This is a genomic window from Barnesiella sp. CU968 (assembly GCF_905219685.1).
Taxonomy (GTDB): Bacteria; Bacteroidota; Bacteroidia; order Bacteroidales; family Muribaculaceae; genus Lepagella; species Lepagella muris_A.
On sequence record NZ_CAJMXD010000136.1, the window covers coordinates 1 to 7,081 of the forward strand.

General features: G+C 46.4%; 7 protein-coding genes. 4 read left to right on the forward strand and 3 right to left on the reverse strand.

The window, feature by feature from the left end; all coding sequences use genetic code 11:
- A partial coding sequence (locus tag JX312_RS06780; protein ID WP_204457473.1) for a hypothetical protein occupies positions 1-904 on the forward strand: 904 nt, incomplete at its 5' end.
- On the opposite strand, the gene JX312_RS06785 is transcribed toward JX312_RS06780, so the two are convergent.
- From JX312_RS06785 to JX312_RS06795, 3 genes are read right to left on the reverse strand one after another with little or no spacing between them, the layout of a single operon-like run.
- The gene (locus JX312_RS06785) at positions 888-1,694 is read right to left on the reverse strand and encodes an RsiV family protein (RefSeq protein WP_204457474.1); all 807 of its coding nucleotides are present in this window, start codon (positions 1,692-1,694) and stop codon (positions 888-890) included. The genes JX312_RS06780 and JX312_RS06785 overlap by 17 nt on opposite strands.
- A gap of 36 nt (positions 1,695-1,730) precedes the next feature.
- Positions 1,731-3,005, reverse strand: a complete 1,275-nt coding sequence (locus JX312_RS06790) for a YgcG family protein (RefSeq protein ID WP_204457475.1) — start codon at positions 3,003-3,005, stop codon at positions 1,731-1,733.
- A 13-nt stretch (positions 3,006-3,018) separates the two neighbouring features.
- Entirely contained in the window at positions 3,019-4,341 is a 1,323-nt protein-coding gene (locus tag JX312_RS06795) for a deoxyguanosinetriphosphate triphosphohydrolase (RefSeq protein WP_204457476.1), read from the reverse strand.
- A gap of 113 nt (positions 4,342-4,454) precedes the next feature.
- On the opposite strand from JX312_RS06795, the gene JX312_RS06800 reads away from it, so the two are divergent.
- The 3 genes from JX312_RS06800 to JX312_RS06810 all read left to right on the forward strand — a co-directional run.
- Positions 4,455-5,213 (forward strand): porin family protein, encoded by a 759-nt coding sequence (locus tag JX312_RS06800; RefSeq protein WP_123407838.1) that lies wholly within the window; start codon positions 4,455-4,457, stop codon positions 5,211-5,213.
- 5 nt (positions 5,214-5,218) lie between these two features.
- Complete coding sequence (locus JX312_RS06805; RefSeq protein WP_204457477.1) at positions 5,219-6,217, forward strand: type IX secretion system membrane protein PorP/SprF; 999 nt, start codon at positions 5,219-5,221, stop codon at positions 6,215-6,217.
- 81 nt (positions 6,218-6,298) lie between these two features.
- Positions 6,299-7,081: SUMF1/EgtB/PvdO family nonheme iron enzyme (locus tag JX312_RS06810; protein ID WP_204457478.1), on the forward strand; the 783-nt coding region annotated here is incomplete at its 3' end.

The window sequence follows — 7,081 nt, forward strand, 5'->3', positions numbered from 1 at the left end:
CCGGGGCTTCACCGGTTTTGCAAGTGCCTCAGATTCGGCATTTCTTGTGGAAAACAAAGGTAAAGATATTAAGTATGACATTGTTGCCGCGCCTCGGGGGGGGAATCTAACGTGGAAATTCCGGGCGGCTGATCTGTCAGGTTCCGAATGGGGAATGGTTCTGAAGGGGAAAAAGACATTTGTCATATCGCTTAAAAATGTTGACGACAGATTTGACGAGACGTACACGTCTCCGCATCTTGAGATGACAGTGAAAATCGGAGATAACGTTTGTGAAAAGAAACGTTTTTTCTCTGATTTTGATCTTTATGGAGGGGAGAACGCCTTTATGATCAATATTGACTCTTCCGGCTGGAAGCTTCGTGGCGGCAACAGAAATTACAAGACTATGTCGGAATTTCTGTCAGAAGGGTTCGAGGCTGACAGTATCGGTTACGCGTTGTGGCCGGGAGGAAAACTTGATGTGGATCACATTTGTCTGGAAACTGCAGGAGTGTCATCGGGAGGATTCCCCCATTTTGGAAACACAGAAGACCTCATGGCATATCTTGAGCGTTCTTCAGATTCAATGGAGGGTATATGGGGAGTGTTTGATCTTATGCTTGAAGACGACAGGCTGCGGATGGGCGGTGATTACCTCCTGGCTCTTGTAAAGTCGGATACCGGCTATGATATCCTCTACATTGGGGGAGCCGTTAAAAATCCGTCATCATGGTCTCCCGGCATATTAAAGGGCCGACTTGTCGCCAGCCCTTTCGAAGGAATCTATAATGTTGAATGGATAGATGTGACAGGTAAGACGGTAGAGGGGATAAAGGCGCAGTCGGACAACGGATTGCTGAGACTTGTCTTTCCCGATGACTCCTCTGAGCTGAGACTCAGGAAGGTCACTTCGTCTCTTTGATCCCGAGCAAAATATAGAGTCCGTGCGGACTCAGTATATCAGACAGTTCACCGGCTGAGAGTTCCACCTGTATGGTGCCCTCTGAGTATGGCGCGATCTGATACGGATCATAGCTGAATATTATACCCTTTGAAGTTAAACCGAACTGAGCCGGAATTCCAATCTGATCAACCGGCACAAGAAGATCATAGCCATCATTCTTGATTTTATCGCGTATCAGTTGGAGCAGAGTGTCCTTATAATCTTTTTTAAACAAATCTCCCAGTGATATGACTTTACCGTTAGTAAGACAGAAATTGACGTATTTGGTAGAGCTGTTTCCGTGGGCGGCAAGACATGCGTATGCATAATTCATATTTTCCCAGACCACAGCTCTTGGAGTTACAAGGGTTGTAGTCAGAGTGGACACGGTTTCGCCACATGCCTCGGTTTCTGATGCAGGGAGATCGGTTAGTTGCATGGAATCCGGCAGAACTGGTTTCGCATTGCCGTCGGTTATGCGCACACCCGCCATGTTCAGCAATGTCTCTCTCAAGGCATTCACATCGGTGTCACCTATATCTTGCGGAAGTATCCCCTGTCCGATAAACCTTACAAGTTTTCCTCCTGGAGCCTCAAGAGTGTCAGAACTGGTAAATTCACCGATGTAGTCATAGGTATAAGACTCGAATTTGATGTCTCTTGACGAGACTGACTCGTTATTGTCGCTGTTTTTGTCTGTTGTGCAGGATGTGCCTGACAGGGCAAGCGAAGCCATGACGGCGATTGCATATAAGACTCTTTTCTTCATAATATATATACTGTTTTTAAACAAATTCTTAATTTATTACCATCCTCCAGAGGCTCCTCCGCCTCCTGTTGAGCCACCGCCGAATCCTCCCCCGAATCCGCCGCCGTTACCTCGATGTCCTGTCATGGCACCGATGGCAGCCCCGGCTATGAAAGGAGCTGCGGATTCTTTTCTTGGTATAACAAACTGTTTTCTCTTTTGATTGTGGCAGAATTTACATTCGTATATCTTTTCACCTGTGCCCTGATGGTGTGTGGTTGCCGGAACTATAGTTCTTGTTGCTATCTGACACATCGCGACTGTGTGGCACTTGGGACATTCTGTATATTTCTGTTGATTCTTCTTGAATGCGTATCGTTCGATGGTTCCGCAGTGCGGGCATTCCCATACATCGTAATCGATAGTGTCAAGCTTCTCCTCGAAATCCTGAGAGTCCGACAGCAGTTCATTATCCTCCTCTTCTTTGAGGCGATTCATGCGAGTGCCGCATGTGGTGCATTTCAGTTTCCGGGTGCGGTATGACCTGTAAAGTAGGAACGCAAAAGCCAGAAAGATGATTCCCGAGCCAAGAGAAAGCAGGGCTGTCCAGCCGAAGACCGGCAAGGAATCGCGCCACATTATTGCCTTGTGGTAATTGTCGCTCTTTTTTCTTCCCTTGAAAAGGTATCTGACAAACATCACCAGACTGAAAAGGAAAGCGCAGGTTGCCACAATCCTTATGAACTTCCATATCACTTCACCGGAAAGCGCGTTTACTGCCCCCGAGTGATTGTCCGGCTGTCTGGATCTTATTTCCTCCGCAACTGCCGGATCTGTGAGAACCTGGGAAACAAGATTGGTGGCATCGTCTACTGCTCTGTTTATATCACCCTCTCTCATATTGGGTATGATGGCGGAGTTTATGATGTTCTTACACGAAATGTCGGGCAAGACTCCTTCTACTCCATAACCGGTGGTTATTCTTGCGCGTCTTTGTTCCGGAGCTATCACGAGCAATACGCCATTGTCTTTATCTTTTTTACCTATTCCCCAAAGAGTAAATAGCTGTTCGCTCCAGTCTTCGATTGTGGTTTCGCCAATAGACGGCGGAATTGCAACGACAGCTTCCACGGATGTTTGTTGCCGAAGATCCCATAATCTGCGGTTTACAGCATCTTTTGTAGCAGGCGACAATAGATTTCCCGGGTCGGATACAAATTCATATCTGTTTGTAACGTTTACGTTCGGCATCATGTCCGGAGTGAAATCGTTAGCGCGCAAACTGATGAAGCTTGCGATAATAGCAATGTATATTGTTAAATTCCTAATCATACGTTCTTAATTTTTAAACAGCCGGAAGGCTGTGTCCGTTTAATTTTCTGAAAAGATCAAGCGCATACACATCTGTCATTCCGGAGATATGGTCAAGCACGCTTTGTATTCTTTCATAGAGTGTGGAGGCGGAAGTGTCATACTGCCCGGGGATAATATTAAGAAGTAGTCCTGAATAGTTTTTGTCAGGATTCATGACTGCATCCATAAGCGTGTCAAGCAGATAGGTTATGATTCTGTTTCCGGCAAGCTCTATGTCAACGACTTCCGGCGCGCAGTATATCTTGTTCCATGCCGTTGCGGAGCATTTGGCATACGCATCTTTAAGCCTTGGGTTCATGTTGTCAACAAGAGTCCCCCTGAATTCTCCTGCCAAGATGGTCTCTTCGTTTTTAGAAAATACGTCCGCGCAATCCACTACCATGGCGCCTATCGCATTAGACCTCAGGTAAGCTATTTTTTCGTTAGGGTCGTCAAGATGATTCATCATCCGCTGCATCCTTTCTTTGTCAGTGCTTCCGAAGAAACCGAAGAGAAGTTCTACAACCTCTTGCAATCCAATGATTTTGAGTTTGTGGGCATCCTCGAGGTCCATTATCTGATAGCATATGTCATCAGCCGCCTCTGTCACATACACCAGCGGATGACGCGCGAACTTTCCCGAATCAGTCTCCGGCATGCCGAGTTGAGTGGCTACGCGTCGGAAAATCTCTTCTTCTGAAGAGAAAAAACCGAATTTCCCTTTTTCTCCTGCATGCAATGAAGAATAAGGGTATTTTACGATTGATGCAAGCGATGAGTAAGTCATCGCCATACCTCCGTTTCTGCGACCTTTGAATCTATGTGTCAGCAAACGGAATGAATTGGCGTTACCTTCGAAATTTATCAGGTCCGCCCATTCTCTGTTTCCGACCTGTTCCTTTANAGCCTGTCCGTTTCCTTCGCTGAAATAGGTAGAGATCGTTTTCTCGCCCGAATGTCCGAACGGCGGGTTTCCAAGATCGTGACACAGACATGCAGCCGCCACGATGTCGCGCAGGCAGTCAAGCTTTTGAGTCCATGACACAGAGGCATATTTGTCACGAAGGCGCAATGCTATCTCATTACCCATGGATCTTCCTACTGATGAGACTTCAAGACTGTGAGTCAGCCTGTTGTGTACGAAGATGCTTCCCGGCAATGGAAATACCTGTGTTTTGTTCTGTAGCCTTCTGAAAGGAGAGGAAAAGATAAGACGGTCATAATCCCGTTGAAAGTCGGAACGAGTGTGATGACGGTCATCATGGAATTCCTCCATCCCAAGACGTTTGTCGCATATAAGTTGATTCCAATTCATAATAAGCATCTTCTTGGTTTTAAAAAGCAAATATAACTAAAATTGTTTAAACCCTGCGGTAGCTGATACTATATTATGGCAATAATAGGGGAAAAGATTTCGTTATTCTAACAATGAAACAGTTCCGACCTGATATCATGCATGTCTTCAATAAGATTCGCGCTCTGTCGATAGCGGCTGGTGTTGCCTTGTTTTGTGCGGCTCCTGTATGTGCCAAACCCGGCGACAAGATTCTCAATCGCCCTTACGCTGACCAGAAACGTTGGCATTTCGGGTTCTCTGTCGGCACTCAGTTTCAGGATCTCAACTTTACTCATAACGGCTATGAGACCCCTGCGCCGGAAAACGGACAATGGTTTGTGGAGATACCCTCTTATGCCCCGGGCATCTGCGCCAATGTCCTTGCCGACCTGAGACTTCACAGCCATTTTAACCTTCGTTTTTCACCCGGCATGTATTTCGGATCGAAAAGTGTTGAGATGGTTGATGCCAACAGTGATGCCAGACTGCGTCAGGAAATAAAGACAGCCTATGTGGTGTTGCCTTTTGATCTTAAGATTTCCGGTGAAAGGTATTATAATTCAAGACCGTATGTGACAGTAGGAGCAATGGGGGCTTTTGATGTGGGTAAAAAGCGTTCCGATTACCTTCAGTTCAATTCTGCCGATGCCTATCTTACCGTAGGCATGGGATGCGATTTGTATTTGCCCTTCTTCAAACTCAACCCCGAGATAAAGTTCTGTTTCGGACTGACTGACATTCTGCGTCATGACCGTCCGGATCTTGTTGATAATCCGGACATGATGAAGATTACCCAGTCGCTGACGAAGGTAAAGTCGAAGATGTTCGTTCTTACGTTTTATTTCGAATAGAGGAAATGGGAACCGGATTGAAAAAACGTATACTGTGTCTTTGGATGCTTGTGTGCTCGTGTCTATTGCATACGGCAGGTATGTCGGCACAGAATGACGTGCAGTTTACGCAATACTGGGCGGTACCTGCTTATTATAATCCCGGTGCGACCGGAGAAATTGACTTCGTGCGTATAAGAGGAGGAGCAAGAATGCAGTGGGTCGGTATCGAGAATGCCCCGAGAAGTTTTCTTGCGGCGGCAGACATGCCTGTGAAAATCGGTAAGAAGCGTATCGGAGTGGGAGTGAACATGAGTCAGGAATCATTGGGTCTGTTCTCCAACATGCTTGTCAATCTGCAGGGTAGCTATAAGATGAAATTCCTTAAAGGAACTCTGTCAGTCGGGGTTCAGGGTGGATATTATAATACGACTTTCAAGGGATCAGAAGTTTATATACCGGAAGGAGACGATTATCATCAGCCCGTAGACGAAGCCATACCCACACAGGATGTGACCGGATCGTCTTTCGATCTCTCGGCGGGAATATGGTACAGCCACAAGTATTTTACCCTCGGTGTTTCCGGACTGCACCTTCTCCAGCCAACGGTCAGACTCGAAAGCGAAGGTACGGAATCAGCTGAGGTCTCACAATATGAGACTGTGCTCAAAAGGTCTCTTTATTTTACCGCATCCGGCAATATCGGACTCAAAAACACGTTATTTGAATTGCAGCCGTCAATGATGGTGAAGACTGATTTTGACAACTTTGGGGCTGAAGTTACAGTGCGTGCGATGTATAATAAATTCCTCTCATTCGGCATCGGTTATCGCTATAAGGATGCTGTCTGCGCCATGGTTGCTGCGGAGTTCAAGAACTTTTTTATAGGATATTCCTACGATTACCCTACATCCGCCATCTCCAAGGCATCGTCAGGAAGCCACGAGGTTGTGATTGGATATAAGGTAAAACTCGATTTCAGCGGTAAGAACAAGAACAAGCATCGTTCCATAAGGATCATGTAAAAAGGAAATTAACAAGCTTCTATGATAAATATGAAGAAAACAACATATTCAGTAGTCGGTTTTGGCGGTCTTCGGGGTGCGATGGTCGTATGCGCGGCTTTGACTGCCGGCAGCCTCTTTGTATCGTGCATGGGAATGAAAGGTGGAGGAAGCGGCGGAGAAGTCACCGGAGTCGGTGGGTCTTCACTCTCGGAACCGGTGCCCTACGGAATGGTACTTATCGACAGAGGCTCCATCACTATGGGACCATCGAAAGATGACTCTGTGGCAGGTGTCAAGGCAGATCCGAAAGGGATTTCAGTAGATGCATTCTGGATGGACGAGACGGAAATCACGAATTCCAAATACAAACAGTTTGTATTCTGGGTGCGGGATTCAATTATCCGCGAAAGACTCGCAGATCCCGCCTATGGAGGAAATGAGATATTCAAGATCGAAGAGGATAAAGAAGGAAATCCAGTGAAGCCTTATCTTAACTGGAATAAGCCTATTCCATGGCGAAATCCTAACGAAGACGAGGCACGCGCAATAGAAAGTCTCTATCGCACGAATCCTATTACCGGGCAGCGCGAGCTTGACCCTGTACAGCTGAATTACAGGTATGAAGTGTATAATCATACGGCTGCTGCAAAACGCGAGAACCGTCTTGACCCGGCGCGTCGAATCTACAATACGGATATTCCCGTGTCGACTGAGTTGCCGGTGATATCAAAAGACACAGCATATCTGTCGGAAGACGGCGAGATTATCCGTGAGACTGTAAGTCGTCCGTTGACAGGAGATTATGATTTTCTAAACACATATATCGTGAATGTCTATCCGGACACAACAGCCTGGATCAATGATTTCGAGAATGCATACAAC